Genomic DNA, 15818 nt, shown 5'->3' with positions numbered 1-15818 from the left:
AAATGTCTACAGTAGTGCCACAACAATAAACAGAGAGCCTGCTCCATGACTACGTCCCCTAGCACGTCTCCCGCCCAGCGCCCCGAGGACGAAAACCTCGGGCTGGGTGCCAACCTGGCCTATGGTCTGCAGCATGTGCTGACCATGTATGGCGGGATCGTCGCGGTACCCCTGATCCTGGGTCAGGCAGCCGGCCTCAACGGTGCCGAGATCGGCATGCTGATCGCCGCTTCACTGTTTGCCGGTGGCCTGGCGACCTTGCTGCAGACGCTGGGCATCCCGTTCTTCGGTTGCCAGTTGCCGCTGGTGCAAGGCGTATCGTTTGCTGGCGTGGCGACCATGGGCGCCATCCTCAGCAGCGAGGGCGGTGGCGGCCTGCCGGGCGTGCTCGGCGCAGTCATGGCAGCGTCGGTGATCGGTTTCCTGATCACCCCGGTATTCTCGCGGATCACCAAGTTCTTCCCGCCGCTGGTGACCGGCATCGTCATCACCACCATCGGCCTGACCCTGATGCCAGTCGCCGCGCGCTGGGTGATGGGCGGCAACAGCGCTTCGCCGGAGTTCGGCAGCGTGGCCAACATCGGCCTGGCTGCGCTGACTTTCGCCATCGTCCTGGTGCTGAGCAAACTCGGTAGCGCCACTATTTCGCGCCTGTCGATCCTGCTGGCCATGGTGATCGGCACGCTGATCGCCTGGGCGCTGGGCATGACCGACTTCAGCAAAGTCAGCCAAGGTCCGATGTTCGCCTTCCCAACCCCGTTCCACTTCGGCATGCCTGAGTTCCACATCGCCGCGATCCTGTCGATGTGCATCGTGATCATGGTGACCCTGGTGGAAACCTCGGCCGACATCCTCGCCGTGGGTGAGATCATCGACACCAAGGTCGACTCCAAGCGCCTGGGCAACGGCCTGCGCGCCGATATGGCATCGAGCATCCTGGCGCCGATCTTCGGCTCCTTCACCCAGAGCGCCTTTGCCCAGAACGTCGGCCTGGTGGCCGTGACCGGGGTCAAGAGCCGCTACGTGGTGGCCACCGGTGGCGTGATCCTGGTGGTGCTCGGCCTGCTGCCGGTGATGGGCCGGGTGATTGCCGCCGTACCGACCCCAGTGCTGGGTGGCGCGGGCATCGTGCTGTTCGGCACCGTGGCCGCCAGCGGTATCCGCACCCTGTCGAAGGTCAACTACAAGAACAACGTCAACCTGATCATCGTCGCCGCGTCGCTGGGCTTCGGCATGATCCCGATCGCCGCGCCGACCTTCTACCACAACTTCCCGAACTGGTTCGAAACCATCTTCCACTCGGGCATCAGCTCGGCGGCAATCATGGCCATCCTGCTGAACCTGCTGTTCAACCACTTCAAGACAGGCAACTCGGAGAACCAGTCGGTATTCGCTGCGGCCTACGAACGCACCATCCAGTACTCGGACATCTCGTGCCTGCGGGATGGCGACTTCTTCAAGGATGGCAAGCTGTTCGATGCCGATGGCAACGAAGTGCCGGTGATGGAGCTGGACGAGCACGGCAACCAGGCGCCCAGGCGCAGTGCGGTTGCCGAACATTGACCGCTGACTGAGCGGTGACGTGGGGGGAGCCGATGCGCATCGTCGGCTCCCCTTTTTCATTTACTCGAACAAGGCATCCAAGGCCTGCTCCAGCCGGGTCACGGCAATCACCTGCAACCCCGCTGGCGGCTCCTTCGGCGCATTGCCCTTGGGCACGATGGCGCGCTTGAAGCCATGCTTGGCCGCCTCTTTCAAGCGCTCCTGGCCACTGGGCACCGGCCGCACCTCACCCGACAAGCCGATTTCGCCAAACACCAGCAGCCCATGGGCCAACGGCCGATTGCGCAGGCTGGACATCACCGCTGCCAGCAACGCCAGGTCCGAGGCAGTCTCCAGCACCTTCACGCCACCGACCACGTTGAGGAAGACGTCCTGATCGTGGGTGGGAATACCACCGTGACGATGCAATACCGCCAGCAACATGGCCAGGCGGTTCTGGTCCAGGCCCAGGGTGACCCGCCGCGGGTTGGCCAGGTGGCTGTCATCGACCAGCGCCTGCACCTCCACCAACATCGGCCGAGTGCCTTCCCAGGTGGCCATGACCACACTGCCGGGCACTTCTTCCTGAGTGCGATTGAGGAAGATCGCCGAAGGATTGGACACCTCTTTCAGGCCACGGTCGGTCATGCCGAACACACCCAGTTCGTTGACCGCGCCGAAGCGGTTCTTCACCGCCCGCAGCAGGCGCAGTCGGCCATCGGACTCGCCCTCGAAGTACAACACGGTGTCGACCATGTGCTCCAGCACCCGCGGCCCGGCCAACGAACCTTCCTTTGTCACGTGGCCGACCAGGAAGATCGCCGTACCACTCTGCTTGGCATAACGCACCAGCAGCGCCGTGCTCTCGCGCACCTGGGCCACGCCGCCAGGGGCGGACTGCAACTGCTCGGTGAAGATGGTCTGGATCGAGTCGATCACCATGACCCGGGGTTTTTCCACCCGGGCGGTGGAAATGATGGTTTCGATGCAGGTCTCGGTCATCACCTTGAGCTGGTCCTGGGGCAGGCCCAGGCGCCGCGAGCGCATGGCCACCTGTTGCTGCGACTCTTCACCGGTGACGTACAACGCGGGCAGGCCCACGGCGATGTTGCACAACGTCTGCAGCAGGATGGTCGACTTGCCGATCCCCGGGTCACCGCCGATCAGTACCACCGAACCATCGACCAGGCCACCGCCGAGCACGCGGTCAAGTTCGGTGCTGCTGGTGGTGAAACGCGGGATCTCCTCGACGCTGACTTCGGCCAGGGTCTTGATCTGCGCCTGCTGTCCGGTCCAGCCGGCGCGGCCGCTGGGGGCTGCCGCGCCGCCGCTTTCGATCATGGTTTCGACCAGGGTGTTCCAGGCCCCGCAGTCGGCACATTGGCCAGCCCACTTGGGGAAGGTCGCGCCGCACTCGGTGCAGCCATACAAACGCTTGGCCTTGGCCATGGGCAGGGTCTCCTGGAAAAAACCGCCATGATAGCCGAGGCCGACGTGTCTCGAACGCGTCGGGATGCGACAAAACTATTCGTTCTAACCGCAGTCACTACCCCTGAAGCCAACGCATGAAGCGTTTTAGTGGCTTACACTGCGTTAATCTCACCATTTGTTACAAGGAACCAAACATGGGCATGATCAGTGAGTTCAAGGCCTTCGCGGTCAAAGGCAATGTCGTCGACATGGCGGTCGGTATCATCATCGGCGCGGCCTTCGGCAAGATCGTCTCGTCCTTCGTCGGTGATGTGGTCATGCCGCCACTGGGGCTGTTGATCGGCGGCGTCGACTTCAGCGACCTGGCAATCACCTTGAAGGCAGCCGAAGGTGATGTACCCGCGGTGGTGCTGGCCTACGGCAAGTTCATCCAGACGGTAATCGACTTCCTCATCGTCGCCTTCGCCATTTTCATGGGCGTGAAGGCGATCAACCGCCTCAAGCGCGAAGAAGCTGTGGCACCGACTGCGCCGCCAGTCCCCACCCCGCAGGAAACCCTGCTCACCGAGATCCGCGACCTGCTCAAGGCGCAGAACCAGAATCGGTTGCCCTGAAACGGCTGGGGCCGCATCGCGGCCCCTGTGCATTACCAGTAGTTTTCCACCGCCACCTGCCCCGGCCGCTTGCTCAGGCTCAGTTGCAGGTCACGCGCCTTGAGCACCTTGCGTGTCTCGTCGATCATGTCGGGGTTGCCGCAGAGCATGATCCGCGAATGCTCGGGCGACAGCTCCAGCCCCGCTGCCTTTTCCAGCTCGCCATTCTCGATTAGCGTGGTGATACGCGCATTCAATGCACCTGGGTGCTGCTCACGGGTCACCACCGGAATGAACTGCAGCTTGCCAGCGAACTCGGCCAGGTAATCCCGCTGTTCCAGCCCGGCGATGTCGTCTACATACGCCAGCTCTTTCGCCTCGCGGACCGAATACACCAGCTTGATGGTGTCGAACCGCTCCCAGGCTTCGAAGTCCTGCAGGATCGACATGAAAGGTGCGATGCCGGTACCGGTCGCCAGCAGCCACAGATCGCGGCCGCCGACGAAGCGGTCGAGGGTCAGGTAGCCGAACGCCTGACGGTCGATCAACAGGCTGTCGCCCTCGCCCAGCCGGCTCAACTCGCTGGTGAACTCGCCCCCCGGAACCACGATTGAAAAGAAGTCGAGGTATTCGTCATGGGGGGCGCTGACCATCGAATAGGCACGCCAGACCACGCTGCCATCGGCCTTGGTCACGCCCAGCCGGGCAAACTGACCGGCCCGGAAGCGAAACCCTGGATCACGCGTAACCCGCAGGCTGAACAGGTTTGGCGTCAGCGGCTGGACGTCGAGCAGGGTCTGGCGGGTAAACTTGTCGGCACTGGCGGTCATGACGGGCTCCGTGTATGGCGTGCGCCCAGTGTCGCGCAAAGTGGCGTGGATAAAAACCGCCGGAAAGTAAGGGCACAACCCGGTGGAGGTGGCGGGGAACATGAAAAATGCGGCCTCTATAACAAAAAATCCCAACATAACAGTCAGCCTTTTCCTACAATCATCCCGGTATGCAAACGGATCGGCCCACCACTTCCAGGGAGTGCGTCAGATGCTTCAATGGAATCATGAGCATCTCCATCAGTTGATCAGCGAAAGCACGCCGCAAAAGGTTTTTGATCTTGCCGTGCACCTGGCGCAGGACCTGGACATGATGTTCCTTGGGCTGAAAGTCCGCATTCAACTCGCAGCTCAGTCGCCACGGCTGTACCTCTACAGCAACTATCCAGCCGCGTGGATCGAGCGCTATCAACGCGACGAATTCTACAAACAGGATGCCGCTGCGACCCGTAGCCATAGTTCCACCATGCCGGTGCTATGGACCGACGACCTGTACCGCGAAGTACCCCACTACCGCGAACTAGCCTGCACTCACGGCCTGCGTCACGGCTGGACGCAATCGCTGCATGACATGCAACACAACGAAAGCCAGGTCAGCGTGTGCCGGCCCGTTGGCGAAGTAAACATCGCCGAGCTGTATGACAAAGCGGGCAAGGTACAGTGGCTGTGCCACACCTTGCACGCGATCATCAGCGAACATCACCTGGAGAAGCTGAGCGCGCCGCTGAAGATGAGTGACCGCGAAATCGAAGTACTCAAATGGTCGGCCGACGGCAAGACCGCCGCCGTCGTGGCGGAGATCCTGAATCTGTCGCAAAGCACGGTGAACTTCCATATCCGTAGCGCCATCACCAAGACCAACGCCGCCAACAAGGCCGGTGCCATCACCATCGCCTTGATGCGCGGCCTGCTCGAATAGAAGCCCAGCCTGCGGCTTCGGGCAAAGCCCTGTAGAATCGCGCAGCAAAGCTCGTGGCGAACCGCCAGGAGCAGATTCGTACCCGAGCCAGACGCCATGCCCCTGTTGACCACCCCCTACGCCGAACTCGACCTGATCCGCCAGCCGGACCAGGCCAACGACCCGCTGCAGGCCTTCGATGCTGCCGATGAATACCTGCTCGAACAGCTGTATGCCCAGGGCCTGGACGCCGGCAGCCGCGTGCTGGTACTCAACGACAGCTTCGGCGCCCTGGCGGCCAGCCTGGCCGATCATCTGCAGGTAGTCAGCAGCGGCGACTCGCACCTGGCGCACATGGCGCTGGAGAAAAACCTGGCACGTAATGGCAAGGTGTTCGACAGCGTGCCCTTCGTGCCGGCCAGCGAGCACTGGCAGGGCCCGTTTGACCGCGTGCTGGTGCGCGTGCCGAAAACCCTGGCACTACTCGAAGAACAGCTGATCCGCCTGCAAGGCCACCTGGCACCCGGCGCCCAGGTGATTGCAGGTGCCATGATCAAGCACCTGCCGCGCGCGGCCGGTGACCTGATGGAAAAGTACATCGGCCCGGTGCAAGCTTCGCTGGCACAGAAAAAGGCCCGTTTGCTGACCGCCACGGTTGCCGACCGCCCTGTTGCCCGTTCGCCCTACCCGACCCGCTACCAGCTCGACACGCCGGCGCTGGAGCTGGTCAACCATGCCAATGTGTTCTGCCGCGAGGGCCTGGATATCGGCACCCGTGCCTTCCTGCCCCACTTGCCGCGCGACTTGGGCAACGCCCGCGTAGCCGACCTGGGTTGTGGCAACGGCGTGCTGGCAATTGCCAGCGCGCTGGCCAATCCGGACGCGCACTTCACCCTGGTCGATGAATCGTATATGGCAGTGCAGTCGGCGCAGGAGAACTGGCAAGCGGCTCTGGTGGAGCGACCGGTGACAGTCATGGCGGGAGACGGCCTGGCCGGGGTGGAAAAACAGTCGCTGGATGTGGTGCTGTGCAATCCGCCGTTCCACCAGCAGCAGGTGGTGGGTGACTTCCTCGCCTGGCGCATGTTCCAGCAGGCACGCGAGGCGCTGGTGGTGGGCGGCGCGCTGTACATCGTCGGCAACCGCCACCTGGGCTACCACAGCAAGCTGGCGCGGTTGTTCCGTGGCGTAGAGCAGGTAGCTGCAACCCCGAAATTTGTAATCCTCAAGGCTCGTAAATAAAGGCAGGGGGCGCCAGGAGCCCCCTTTCACTCAATGGGTGGTCAGGCCAGCGGCCCCCATGAACAGGCGCATCACCCAGGCCGCCACGCCCAGAGCTGCCACGCTCATCGCCCAGATCAGCACCAGCCAACCCAGCCGCTGCCACAGGGGTTTCTTCTCTTCCAGGCCATGTTTACCGGTCATCATGCGGCCCTCCTAGTGATAGCCGTCTTCATGGGTCACCTTGCCGCGGAACACGTAGTAGCTCCAGAAGGTGTACATGAGGATGAACGGCAGGATGAACAACGTGCCCACCAGCATGAAGCCCTGACTCTGCGGCGGCGCGGCGGCATCCCAGATCGAGATCGACGGCGGGATGATGTTCGGCCACAGGCTGATGCCCAGCCCGCTGTAGCCCAGGAAGATCAACACCAGGGTGAGCAGGAACGGCGTGTAGTGCGCATTGCGCGCTACCGCCTTGAGCAAGCCATAGAAGGTCACCAGCACCAGCAGCGGCACCGGCATGAACCAGAACAGGTTGGGCATGCTGAACCAGCGGTCGGCAATCTGTGGATATGCGATCGGGGTCCACAGGCTGACGATGCCGATCACCGCCAGCAGCACCAGCGCCAGCGGCCGGGCGAGGTCGTGCATCTTCAGTTGCAGGTCGCCCTCGGTCTTCATGATCAGCCAGGTACAGCCCAGCAGCGTGTACGCGACAATCAGCCCAAGGCCGCAGAACAGGCTGAACGGTGTCAGCCAGTCGAGGGTGCCACCGGCGAAGTGCCGGTCGACCACCTTGAAGCCTTCGAGGAAGGCGCCCAGCGCCACGCCCTGGAAGAAAGTAGCGATCAGCGAGCCCCAAATGAACGCCTTGTCCCAGATGTGGCGCTTCTCGGCAGTGGCCTTGAAGCGGAACTCGAACGCCACGCCGCGGAAGATCAGGCCGATCAGCATCAGGATCAACGGCAGATACAGCGCTTCGAGCACCACGGCATAGGCCATCGGGAACGCACCGAACAACCCGGCGCCGCCCAGCACCAGCCAGGTCTCATTGCCGTCCCAGACGGGTGCGACGGTATTCATCATCACATCGCGGTCACGCTCGCCCTTGACGAAGGGGAAGAGCATGCCGATGCCCAAGTCGAAACCATCCATCACCACGTACATCATGACACCGAAGATGATGATCACTGCCCAGATCAGCGGAAGGTCGATACCCATGGCTCAGTTCCCCTTGCTCAGGCTGGTGGAATTGGCATCAGCACTGTCATCGGCGGCAGACAACGGCCGTGCCGGCGTGCGCTTGGTGCCAGGGCCACCGGGGTTGGTCTCGTCACCTTCGCCAGTCTGCGGGCCTTTGCGCACCAGGCGCATCATGTAGCCAAGGCCGGTGCCGAACAGGGCGAAGTACACCACCACGAACGCCACCAGGGTGAAGCCGAGCTGCGCATAACTGTGGTTGGACACGCCATCGGCGGTGCGCATCAGGCCATACACCACCCACGGCTGGCGGCCGATCTCGGTAGTGAACCAGCCGGCGAGCAGCGCGATCAGGCCGGACGGCCCCATCCACAGGGCCATGTACAGGAACGGCCGCGAGGTGTAGAGGGTGCCGCGCTTGCGCAGCCACAGGCTCCACAGGCCGACGAAGATCATCAGGAAGCCGAGCCCGACCATGATCCGGAACGACCAGAACACAATGGTCGAGTTGGGTCGGTCCTCAGGCGGGAACTCCTTCATCGCCGGCACCTGCTTGTCCAGGCTGTGGGTCAGGATCAGGCTGCCGAGCGCCGGGATTTCGACCTTGAAGCGGGTGGTTTCGGCCTTCATGTCGGGAATGCCGAACAGGATGAGCGGGGTCGGCTCACCAGGCACGTTCTCCCAGTGGCCTTCGATCGCAGCGATCTTCACCGGCTGGTGCTTGAGCGTATTGAGCCCGTGGAAGTCACCGATCACCGCCTGGATCGGGGCGACGACCAAGGCCATCCACATGGCCATCGACAGCATCTTGCGCACCGCCGGGTTGTCACGCCCACGCAGCAGGTGCCAGGCGGCCGAAGCGCCAACGAAGAACGCCGTGGACACGAACGCAGCAGTGGCCATGTGCATCAGGCGATAGGGGAACGACGGGTTGAACACCACCGCGAACCAGTCCATCGGCACCACCCGACCATCGATGATCTCGTGGCCTTGAGGGGTCTGCATCCAACTGTTGGAGGCCAGAATCCAGAAGGTCGAGACCAGGGTGCCGAGCGCGACCATCACCGTGGAAAAAAAGTGCAGGCCACGGCCAACGCGGTTCCAGCCAAACAGCATCACGCCCAGGAAACCCGCCTCGAGGAAGAAGGCGGTGAGCACTTCATAGGTCAGCAAAGGGCCGGTGATGGCGCCGGCAAAGTCGGAGAAGCGGCTCCAATTGGTGCCGAACTGGTAGGCCATGACCAGGCCAGAGACCACGCCCATGCCGAAGTTGACGGCAAAGATCTTCGACCAGAAGTGGTAGAGGTCACGGTAGACCTGCTCGTGGGTCCGCAGCCAGAGGCCTTCGAGGACTGCCAGGTAGCTCGCCAGGCCGATGGTGATGGCTGGGAACAGGATGTGGAACGACACGGTAAAGGCAAACTGCATTCGGGCGAGCTCTAAGGCCTCTATTCCGAACATGGTGCTTCCTCTTCAGATAATCCGGCGTCCGGGCTTGTGGCCCCGTCGCCCACTGCCCCCACGGTAGTCGAGTGCGGCACATTGGAATTGTTCTGTTCGATCGCAGGGATTCCGGCCCGAGGGCCAATTCGTTAGATCTGGAACGATTGATCCAGATCAACGATTGCTAGGAAGCATAGTCCCGAATAGCCCGCTGGGCCGTGTGGTTGATTGCCGCGTGACCCGTTGCCCCACCCTCTTTCGCAGCACGTGAAAAAGTGCCGACCACGGCAAACAGTAACCGTTTGTTACAAACAGATGATACGCTGCGGCCCCCTCTACTGCGCCGAGGCCAACAGGTTTCCGATGTCCGATTCCGCACCGCAGTTGTTGCGTCATCACCGCCCGTTCATCGCCTTCTGGCTGGCCCGGGTGTTCACCGCCAGCGGCTTCCAGATGCTCACCGTGGCCATTGGCTGGCACCTCTACCAGCTGACCGGCAATGTGCTCGACCTGGGCCTGGTCGGCCTGGTCGAATTCGCCCCACGGGTGCTGTTCATGCTGCACACCGGGCACGTCGCCGACCGCTATGACCGGCGCAAGGTCGCGGCGCTGTGCCAGAGCTTGCAGGGGCTGATCGCCCTGGCGTTGGCCGTGGGCAGCGCCACCGACAACGTCAGCCGCGAACTGATTTTCGTCTTGGCCTTCCTGCTCGGCGCAACCCGTTCGTTCGAGATGCCGGCGACCCAGGCGCTACTGCCCAACGTGGTGCCGCCGGGACTGTTCCCGCGAGCGGTAGCTGCCTCGGCCTCGGCGACCCAGGCGGCTACCATCGTCGCCCCGGCCGTGGGCGGCTTCCTGTACGCCTTCGGCAGCATCTGGGTGTATGGCCCAACCGTCGCCCTGTACGCCATCGCCTGCCTGTTGATGCTCAGCCTCGACTCGCGCCAGCAGGTGCCGCAGAAAGGCCGCGCCAGTCTCGAATCGTTGATGGCCGGGATCCGCTTCATCCGCAGCCGGCCCGACATCCTTGGGGCCATCTCGCTGGACCTGTTCGCCGTGTTGCTCGGTGGCGCCACCGCCCTGCTGCCGGTGTTTGCCAAGGACATCCTGCTCACCGGCCCGTGGGGCCTGGGCCTGCTGCGCTCGGCGCCGGCGGTCGGGGCACTGCTGATGTCGCTGTGGCTGGCGCGCTTCCCGGTCGAGCGCAAGGTCGGTCGCACCATGTTCACCGCCGTCGGCCTGTTTGGCGTGGCAACCATCGCCTTTGGCCTGTCGACCTCGTTCTGGTTTTCGCTGGCAGTGCTGGTGGTGCTAGGCGCGGCGGACATGATCAGCATGGTGATCCGCGGTGCCTTTGTGCAGCTGGAGACACCGGACGAGATGCGCGGGCGGGTGAGCGCGGTGAATGGGTTGTTCATCGGTGCCTCCAACCAGCTGGGCGAATTTGAATCCGGGGTGACGGCACACTGGTTCGGCACGGTGCCGGCGGTGGTGCTGGGTGGGGTCGGTACGCTGGTGGTGACCGGGGTGTGGATAAAGTTGTTCCCGACGCTGGCCAAGCGAGATCGCCTGCACAATGGTTGATCGTTCGCCTGTGCCGGCCCTTTCGCGGGTAAGCCCGCGAAGAGGCCGGCACAGGCTATAAAGCACCCACTCCCCAACGGCGATAGGCCCCCGCCGAGCATGCTGGTATGATGCGCGGCTTTTTTCCGCCCCACACAAAACCACGGCATCCGCTACGGTCTGTGCTTTGCTGATGGGGTCGATACAATCACGGCGCGAGGGCGCCCTGGGGAGCGGGCATGCTGGAAAGGCTGTTTCAACTAAAAGCACACAACACCAATGTGCGCACCGAGATTCTTGCGGGCGTCACCACCTTCCTGGCCATGGCCTACATCCTGTTCGTCAACCCGAGCATCCTCGGCGAGACCGGCATGGACAAAGGTGCGATCTTCGTCGCCACCTGCCTGGCGGCCGCCATCGGCTCCACCACCATGGGCCTGATCGCCAACTATCCGATCGCCCTGGCGCCGGGCATGGGCCTGAACGCGTTCTTCACCTACACGGTGGTCCTGCACATGGGCCACACCTGGCAGGTGGCCCTGGGCGCGGTGTTCCTCTCCGCGGTGATGTTCTTCCTGCTGTCGATCTTCCGTATCCGCGAATGGATCGTGAACAGCATCCCGCTGCCGCTGCGCTCGGCGATTGCTGCAGGCATCGGCCTGTTCCTGGCGTTCATCGCCCTGCATAACGCTGGCATCGTCGTCGATAATCCGGCAACCCTGGTGGGCCTGGGTGACCTCAAGCAGCCGGCGCCGATCCTCGCCACCTTGGGCTTCTTCCTGATCGTCGGTCTCGAATCGCTGAAGGTTCGTGGCGCGGTGCTGATCGGCATCCTGGCCGTGACCATCGTCTCGATCCTGATGGGTGTGACGCCATTCGGTGGTGTCGTGTCGATGCCGCCATCGCTGGCGCCGACCTTCCTCCAACTGGACATCAAGGGCGCCCTCGACGTCGGCCTGGTCAGCGTGATCTTCGCCTTCCTGTTCGTCGACCTGTTCGATAACTCCGGCACCCTGATCGGCGTGGCCAAGCGCGCCGGCCTGATGGGCAAGGACGGCCACATGCCGAAGATGGGCCGTGCCCTGATCGCCGACAGCACCGCCGCCATGGCCGGTTCGCTGCTGGGCACCTCGACCACCACCAGCTACATCGAATCCGCTGCTGGCGTGAGCGCAGGCGGTCGTACCGGCCTGACTGCCATCGTGGTCGCCATCCTGTTCCTGCTGGCGTTATTCTTTGCCCCGCTGGCCGGTAGTGTGCCGGCCTTTGCCACCGCCCCGGCGCTGCTGTTCGTCGCCGTGCTGATGGCCTCGGGCCTCGCGGAAATCAACTGGGACGACGTCACCGAGGCCGCACCGGTGGTGGTGACCGCCCTGGCGATGCCGCTGACTTACTCGATCGCCAACGGCATCGCCTTCGGCTTCATTTCCTGGACCGCCGTCAAGCTGATCTCTGGCCGCCACCGCGACCTGAACCCGGCTCTGGTGATTCTTTCCATCCTGTTCGTCATCAAGCTGGGCTGGTTCAACGCATGAGTGCTGTCTTCGATCCCTCCGCCTACGACACCCAGCTCGAGGGCAAAGTCGCCCGCCTGCGCGAGCTGCTGGCGCCCTTTGGCGCGCCGGAACCGGCCGTTTTCGACTCGCCGCGCGAGCACTACCGCCTGCGCGCCGAGTTCCGCCTGTGGCGCGAGGATGGCCAGCGCCATTACGCGATGTTCGCCCCGGGCGACAAGCACAAGGCGATCCTGATCGACGACTTCCCCATCGCCAGCCAGCGCATCAATGAGCTGATGCCGCGCCTGAAGGCCGCCTGGCAAGCTAGCGAGGATCTGGGCAATCGCCTGTTCCAGGTGGAGTTCCTCACCACCCTCGCCGGCGATGCCATGGTCACCATGTGCTACCACCGCCCGCTGGACGAGGCCTGGGAAGTGGCTGCGCGCCAGCTCGCCACCGACCTCGGCGTGAGCGTGATCGGCCGCTCGAAGGGCAAGCGTCTGGTGATCGGCCGCGACTATGCGGTGGAAAAGCTCGATGTGGCCGGTCGCGTCTTCAGCTACCGCCAGCCGGAAGGCGCGTTCACCCAGCCCAACGGCGCAGTGAACCAGAAGATGCTGAGCTGGGCGTTCGAGGCCATCGGCGAGCGTGAGGACGACCTGCTGGAGCTGTATTGCGGCAACGGCAACTTCACCCTGCCGCTGGCCACCCGCGTGCGACAGGTGCTGGCCACCGAAATCAGCAAGACTTCGGTCAATGCCGCGCTGAGCAACCTCGACGAGAACGCTGTGGATAACGTGCGGCTGGTGCGCCTGTCGGCGGAAGAGCTGACCCAGGCGCTGAATGAGGTGCGGCCGTTCCGTCGGTTGGAAGGGATCGACCTGAAAAGCTATGAGTTCGGCACGGTGTTTGTCGACCCGCCGCGTGCGGGGATGGACCCGGATACCTGCGAGCTGACCCGGCGTTTCGAGCGGATCCTGTACATCTCGTGCAACCCGGAGACGCTGGCGGCGAACATTGCCCAGTTGCAGGACACGCACCGCATCGAGCGTTGTGCGTTGTTCGACCAGTTCCCCTATACCCACCATATGGAAAGTGGGGTCCTGCTGGTTCGGCGCTGACTTTCAGATCGCCGGGGCCGCTCTGCGGCCCAAGGCTTCACTCAGAAGTCGAAGAAGACCGTCTCCCCTTCCCCCTGAATACGGATATCGAAGCGATACGCCGTCTTCCCGTTTACCTCGCAACGTTTGGCAATCAAGGTCTCGCGACGCTGCGGCTGCTCGATCAGGTTGAGCACCGGGCACTTGGCGTTGGCCTCGGCCTCATCATCGAAATACAGGCGCGTATGCAGGTGGATGTTGATCCCCCGGGCAAACAGGCTGATGTTGATGTGCGGCGCCATCGGCACGCCTGCGGCATTGTTCACCACACCCGGCTTGACCGTGTGCACGGTCCACTCGCCGGCATCGAAGATGGTGGCGGTGCGGCCGAAGCTGTTGAAGGTGTTTTCCAGGTTGTAGGCATCCTGGTACTGGCCATTGGCGTCGGCCTGCCACAGCTCCAGGAACGAGTCACGCACCAGGTGGCCGTTGCCGTCATACACCTGGCCGATCAGCAGGATGTGCTCGCCCGCAGCGTCGGGCTTGGCCAAGCGGTTCCAGATTTCCTGGTCGCGGGTCGGGTTGCCGGCCGCTTCCAGGGCCAGGCCGATATGCACGTAGGGGCCGGCGGTCTGCGAGGGGGTTTCCGGCAGCAGTTCGATTGGCATGGCGGGGTCCTCAGCAGTTTTCGAAGTGGGTCTTGCGCTGGCCGCGCAGCACGATGTCGAAGCGGTACGCCAGGCAGTCCATCGGGTTGGCGTTGCTCATGTCGAGCTTGGCGATCAACTGCTGTACGGCTTCGGGGTTGGCGATCGACTTGACGATCGGGCACATCGGGATCAGCGGGTCACCTTCGAAATACAGCTGGGTGATCAGCTTGGTGGCGATCGACGGGCCGCTGATGGCGAAGTGGATGTGCGCCGGGCGCCAGTCGTTCGGGCCGTTGCGCCATGGGTACGGGCCCGGCTTGATGGTGCGGAAGCTGTAGTAGCCGTCGCGGTCGGTCAGGCAACGGCCGACGCCACCGAAATTCGGGTCCAGTGGCGCCAGGTAGCGGTCGTTCTTGTGGCGGTAGCGGCCGCCGGCGTTGGCTTGCCACATCTCCACCAGGGTGTTCGGCACAGGCTTGCCGTACTGGTCGACGACGCGGCCGGCAACGATGATGCGCTCGCCGATCGGCAGGCCACCGTTGTTGAAGTTCAGCAGCAGGTCATGGTCATGGGCACCGAAGCCCAGGTGGGAAAAGTCCGGGCCGGTGGTTTCGCTGATCGACTGCGGGATGCTGACCAGTGCCTGGCGCGGCGAGCGGGCAATGGACGTCTTGTAGTCGGGCGTCAGGGCCTTGGGGTGCCAGTTGCGATCACGGATCACGAAGCGGCTGTTGTCCTGGGCGGGCATGCCGGATTCCTCTCTTGGAATTATGAAAACGCCTGTACACGGCAGGCGGACTTGCAGTTTCGGATAGGTCGCACGGAATGAACATTGAATTCAGCCGCTCAATACATAACCAATTGGTTATGCATTAGTCGCTTTGGCTGGGGTGATCTAATCTTTATCCTCATGTTTCACGCTCTGGAGAGCACTTCATGGAATGGCGAAAAGGCCGGCGCAGCGACAACGTGGTCGATGCCCGTGGTGGAGGCGGCGGCGGTATGCGCTTTGGCGGCGGCAAGGGGCTGGGGCTCGGGGCGATATTGCTGATCGTCGGCATCGGCTGGCTGACCGGCCAGGACCCGCTGCAGATTCTTGGCCAGCTTACCGGGCAGATGGAACAGCAGCAGACAGCTGCCAGTGGTGCAGGCAGCAACGCGCCGCCGGCCAATGACGAGCAAGCGCAGTTCGTCGCCTCGATCCTCGGTGATACCGAAGACACCTGGAAAGCCCTGTTCGCCCAGGCTGGCAAGCAATACCGCGATCCCAAGCTGGTGCTGTTCAGCGGCCAAGTGAATTCGGCCTGCGGCTTTGCTTCTGCGGCGGTCGGGCCTTTCTACTGCCCGGCGGACCAGCGGGTCTACCTGGACATGTCGTTCTTCCGCGAGATGGAAACCCGCTTCGCTGCGGCCGGCGACTTTGCCCAGGCCTACGTGATCGCTCACGAGATCGGCCACCATGTGCAGACCTTGCTGGGAGTGTCGGCGAAGGTCGATGCCGCGCGGCGCAGCGGCCAGCGCATGGAAGGCGACAACGGCCTACTGGTGCGCCAGGAACTGCAGGCTGACTGCCTGGCCGGGGTTTGGGCTTATCAGGCGCAGAAGCGGCTGAACTGGCTGGAGCCCGGCGATGTCGAGGAAGCCCTCAACGCGGCTAATGCCATCGGTGATGACCGGCTGCAGCAGCAGGGCCAAGGGCGCGTGGTGCCCGACTCGTTTACCCATGGCACCTCGGCGCAGCGGGTGCGCTGGTTCAAGGCCGGGTTTGCCCAGGGTAATGTGAACAGCTGCGATACCTTCAGCGCGCGTAGCCTTTGAAATTGAACGGGGCCGCAAAGCGGCCCTCCG

15 protein-coding genes are annotated in these 15818 nt (G+C 63.3%); 8 read left to right on the top strand and 7 right to left on the bottom strand.

The features are described from left to right. The first annotated feature begins 45 nt into the window (after nt 1–45). On the top strand, nt 46–1563 hold the full coding sequence (locus ACLEJU_RS00180) for a nucleobase:cation symporter-2 family protein (protein WP_435421736.1): 1518 nt from the start codon (nt 46–48) through the stop codon (nt 1561–1563). A 60-nt stretch (nt 1564–1623) separates the two neighbouring features. Here the strand turns inward: ACLEJU_RS00180 and radA are convergent, their stop codons facing one another. Next, nucleotides 1624–2991 (bottom strand): DNA repair protein RadA, encoded by a 1368-nt coding sequence (gene radA / locus ACLEJU_RS00175; protein WP_435421737.1) that lies wholly within the window; start codon nt 2989–2991, stop codon nt 1624–1626. Nucleotides 2992–3167: 176 nt separating this feature from the next. Between radA and mscL the strand changes: the two genes are divergently transcribed. Then, complete coding sequence (mscL, locus tag ACLEJU_RS00170) at nt 3168–3587, top strand: large-conductance mechanosensitive channel protein MscL (RefSeq protein WP_054887133.1); 420 nt, start codon at nt 3168–3170, stop codon at nt 3585–3587. Nucleotides 3588–3619: 32 nt separating this feature from the next. Here the strand turns inward: mscL and ACLEJU_RS00165 are convergent, their stop codons facing one another. Next, complete coding sequence (locus ACLEJU_RS00165; protein ID WP_435421738.1) at nt 3620–4396, bottom strand: ferredoxin--NADP reductase; 777 nt, start codon at nt 4394–4396, stop codon at nt 3620–3622. 211 nt (nt 4397–4607) lie between these two features. On the opposite strand from ACLEJU_RS00165, the gene ACLEJU_RS00160 reads away from it, so the two are divergent. Together ACLEJU_RS00160 and ACLEJU_RS00155 are read left to right on the top strand one after the other, a co-directional pair. Then, nucleotides 4608–5315 (top strand): autoinducer binding domain-containing protein, encoded by a 708-nt coding sequence (locus ACLEJU_RS00160; RefSeq protein WP_435421739.1) that lies wholly within the window; start codon nt 4608–4610, stop codon nt 5313–5315. 96 nt (nt 5316–5411) lie between these two features. Beyond that, a complete protein-coding gene (locus ACLEJU_RS00155; RefSeq protein WP_435421740.1) occupies nt 5412–6536 on the top strand; it encodes a methyltransferase in 1125 nt (374 codons plus the stop codon). A gap of 30 nt (nt 6537–6566) precedes the next feature. Here the strand turns inward: ACLEJU_RS00155 and ACLEJU_RS00150 are convergent, their stop codons facing one another. Genes ACLEJU_RS00150 through ACLEJU_RS00140 form a run of 3 tightly spaced genes read right to left on the bottom strand, consistent with a single transcriptional unit; the run spans nt 6567 to nt 9179 of the window. Beyond that, nucleotides 6567–6722 (bottom strand): DUF2474 domain-containing protein, encoded by a 156-nt coding sequence (locus tag ACLEJU_RS00150; RefSeq protein ID WP_016489104.1) that lies wholly within the window; start codon nt 6720–6722, stop codon nt 6567–6569. Between the two features lie 9 nt (nt 6723–6731). Continuing rightward, nucleotides 6732–7739, bottom strand: coding sequence for a cytochrome d ubiquinol oxidase subunit II (gene cydB, locus ACLEJU_RS00145; RefSeq protein WP_435421741.1), 1008 nt, complete (start codon nt 7737–7739; stop codon nt 6732–6734). A 3-nt stretch (nt 7740–7742) separates the two neighbouring features. Next, nucleotides 7743–9179, bottom strand: coding sequence for a cytochrome ubiquinol oxidase subunit I (locus ACLEJU_RS00140; RefSeq protein WP_435421742.1), 1437 nt, complete (start codon nt 9177–9179; stop codon nt 7743–7745). Between the two features lie 345 nt (nt 9180–9524). On the opposite strand from ACLEJU_RS00140, the gene ACLEJU_RS00135 reads away from it, so the two are divergent. The 3 genes from ACLEJU_RS00135 to trmA all read left to right on the top strand — a co-directional run bounded on the left by ACLEJU_RS00135 (nt 9525) and on the right by trmA (nt 13341). Beyond that, nucleotides 9525–10745: an MFS transporter gene (locus ACLEJU_RS00135; protein WP_435421743.1), complete on the top strand. Its 1221-nt coding sequence runs from the start codon at nt 9525–9527 to the stop codon at nt 10743–10745. 218 nt (nt 10746–10963) lie between these two features. Next, nucleotides 10964–12259 carry an NCS2 family permease gene (locus ACLEJU_RS00130; RefSeq protein WP_435421744.1) on the top strand — a complete coding sequence of 432 codons (1296 nt, stop codon included), beginning with the start codon at nt 10964–10966 and terminating at the stop codon, nt 12257–12259. Then, nucleotides 12256–13341: a tRNA (uridine(54)-C5)-methyltransferase TrmA gene (gene trmA / locus ACLEJU_RS00125; RefSeq protein ID WP_435421745.1), complete on the top strand. Its 1086-nt coding sequence runs from the start codon at nt 12256–12258 to the stop codon at nt 13339–13341. Before ACLEJU_RS00130 ends, trmA begins: the two co-directional genes overlap by 4 nt. A 41-nt stretch (nt 13342–13382) precedes the next feature. Here the strand turns inward: trmA and pcaG are convergent, their stop codons facing one another. Both pcaG and pcaH read right to left on the bottom strand, forming a co-directional pair. After that, nucleotides 13383–13988 (bottom strand): protocatechuate 3,4-dioxygenase subunit alpha, encoded by a 606-nt coding sequence (gene pcaG / locus ACLEJU_RS00120; protein WP_435421746.1) that lies wholly within the window; start codon nt 13986–13988, stop codon nt 13383–13385. Between the two features lie 10 nt (nt 13989–13998). Continuing rightward, entirely contained in the window at nt 13999–14718 is a 720-nt protein-coding gene (gene pcaH / locus ACLEJU_RS00115; RefSeq protein ID WP_051100860.1) for a protocatechuate 3,4-dioxygenase subunit beta, read from the bottom strand. A 188-nt stretch (nt 14719–14906) separates the two neighbouring features. On the opposite strand from pcaH, the gene ypfJ reads away from it, so the two are divergent. Further along, entirely contained in the window at nt 14907–15788 is an 882-nt protein-coding gene (ypfJ, locus tag ACLEJU_RS00110) for a KPN_02809 family neutral zinc metallopeptidase (RefSeq protein ID WP_435421747.1), read from the top strand. The last annotated feature ends 30 nt before the right edge of the window (nt 15789–15818 follow it).

Source organism: Pseudomonas sp. SMN11, assembly GCF_052041945.1.
Classification (GTDB): Bacteria; Pseudomonadota; Gammaproteobacteria; order Pseudomonadales; family Pseudomonadaceae; genus Aquipseudomonas.
This window is presented reverse-complemented; position numbering and strand designations above follow the sequence as displayed.

Excerpts from the sequence above, each read along its gene's own strand:
- trmA (WP_435421745.1), top strand. The coding sequence starts at position 12,256 with ATGAGTGCTGTCTTCGATCCCTCCGCCTACGACACCCAGCTCGAGGGC.
- ACLEJU_RS00140 (WP_435421742.1), bottom strand. The coding sequence starts at position 9,179 with ATGTTCGGAATAGAGGCCTTAGAGCTCGCCCGAATGCAGTTTGCCTTT.
- ACLEJU_RS00160 (WP_435421739.1), top strand. The coding sequence starts at position 4,608 with ATGCTTCAATGGAATCATGAGCATCTCCATCAGTTGATCAGCGAAAGC.
- radA (WP_435421737.1), bottom strand. The coding sequence starts at position 2,991 with ATGGCCAAGGCCAAGCGTTTGTATGGCTGCACCGAGTGCGGCGCGACC.
- ACLEJU_RS00135 (WP_435421743.1), top strand. The coding sequence starts at position 9,525 with ATGTCCGATTCCGCACCGCAGTTGTTGCGTCATCACCGCCCGTTCATC.
- ACLEJU_RS00180 (WP_435421736.1), top strand. The coding sequence starts at position 46 with ATGACTACGTCCCCTAGCACGTCTCCCGCCCAGCGCCCCGAGGACGAA.
- ACLEJU_RS00150 (WP_016489104.1), bottom strand. The coding sequence starts at position 6,722 with ATGATGACCGGTAAACATGGCCTGGAAGAGAAGAAACCCCTGTGGCAG.
- pcaH (WP_051100860.1), bottom strand. The coding sequence starts at position 14,718 with ATGCCCGCCCAGGACAACAGCCGCTTCGTGATCCGTGATCGCAACTGG.
- ACLEJU_RS00155 (WP_435421740.1), top strand. The coding sequence starts at position 5,412 with ATGCCCCTGTTGACCACCCCCTACGCCGAACTCGACCTGATCCGCCAG.
- pcaG (WP_435421746.1), bottom strand. The coding sequence starts at position 13,988 with ATGCCAATCGAACTGCTGCCGGAAACCCCCTCGCAGACCGCCGGCCCC.
- ACLEJU_RS00130 (WP_435421744.1), top strand. The coding sequence starts at position 10,964 with ATGCTGGAAAGGCTGTTTCAACTAAAAGCACACAACACCAATGTGCGC.
- ypfJ (WP_435421747.1), top strand. The coding sequence starts at position 14,907 with ATGGAATGGCGAAAAGGCCGGCGCAGCGACAACGTGGTCGATGCCCGT.
- ACLEJU_RS00165 (WP_435421738.1), bottom strand. The coding sequence starts at position 4,396 with ATGACCGCCAGTGCCGACAAGTTTACCCGCCAGACCCTGCTCGACGTC.
- mscL (WP_054887133.1), top strand. The coding sequence starts at position 3,168 with ATGGGCATGATCAGTGAGTTCAAGGCCTTCGCGGTCAAAGGCAATGTC.
- cydB (WP_435421741.1), bottom strand. The coding sequence starts at position 7,739 with ATGGGTATCGACCTTCCGCTGATCTGGGCAGTGATCATCATCTTCGGT.